Origin of the sequence: Candidatus Skiveiella danica (assembly GCF_022705245.1) — a bacterium.
In the GTDB taxonomy this organism is placed as follows: Bacteria; Pseudomonadota; Gammaproteobacteria; order Burkholderiales; family Burkholderiaceae_C; genus Skiveiella; species Skiveiella danica.
The window spans coordinates 1-364 of sequence record NZ_JAKJEW010000007.1 but is presented as its reverse complement, the minus strand read 5'-3'; the positions used below and the strand labels follow the sequence as shown (position 1 = coordinate 364).

The following is a 364-nucleotide window of genomic DNA, read 5'->3' as shown; positions in this document are numbered from 1 at the left end:
CCCGCCACGCGGCCGAAGCGCCTAAGCAGCTCAAGCGCCTTCAGCAGGCCGTCATCGACAACGGCAACGTGTTTGAGGTTTTGATGGACGCCGTGCGCGTGTGCTCGCTGGGCCAGATCACCAATGCCTTGTTTGAAGTCGGCGGGCAGTATCGGCGCAACATGTAGGCTGCAGCGAAGTCCCGTCCATCACACCAAGGAAGCCCCATGAAACTCGTGCGCTATGGCAAACCCGGCAAGGAAAAGCCCGGCCTGATCGACTCCGACGGCCGCTTGCGCGATCTGAGCGCGGTGGTGGCCGACATCGGCCCCGACCAATTGAGCGATGCGGCGCTGGCCCGCCTGCGCAAGTTGAAGTCCGACAC

The 364-nt window shown here is 63.5% G+C and carries 1 pseudogene; it reads left to right on the top strand.

Annotation, left to right across the window (positions count from 1 at the left end):
* Nucleotides 1-206 precede the first annotated feature (206 nt).
* Nucleotides 207-364: pseudogene (locus tag ACMUOY_RS05445) on the top strand (2-hydroxyhepta-2,4-diene-1,7-dioate isomerase); the annotation flags it as partial.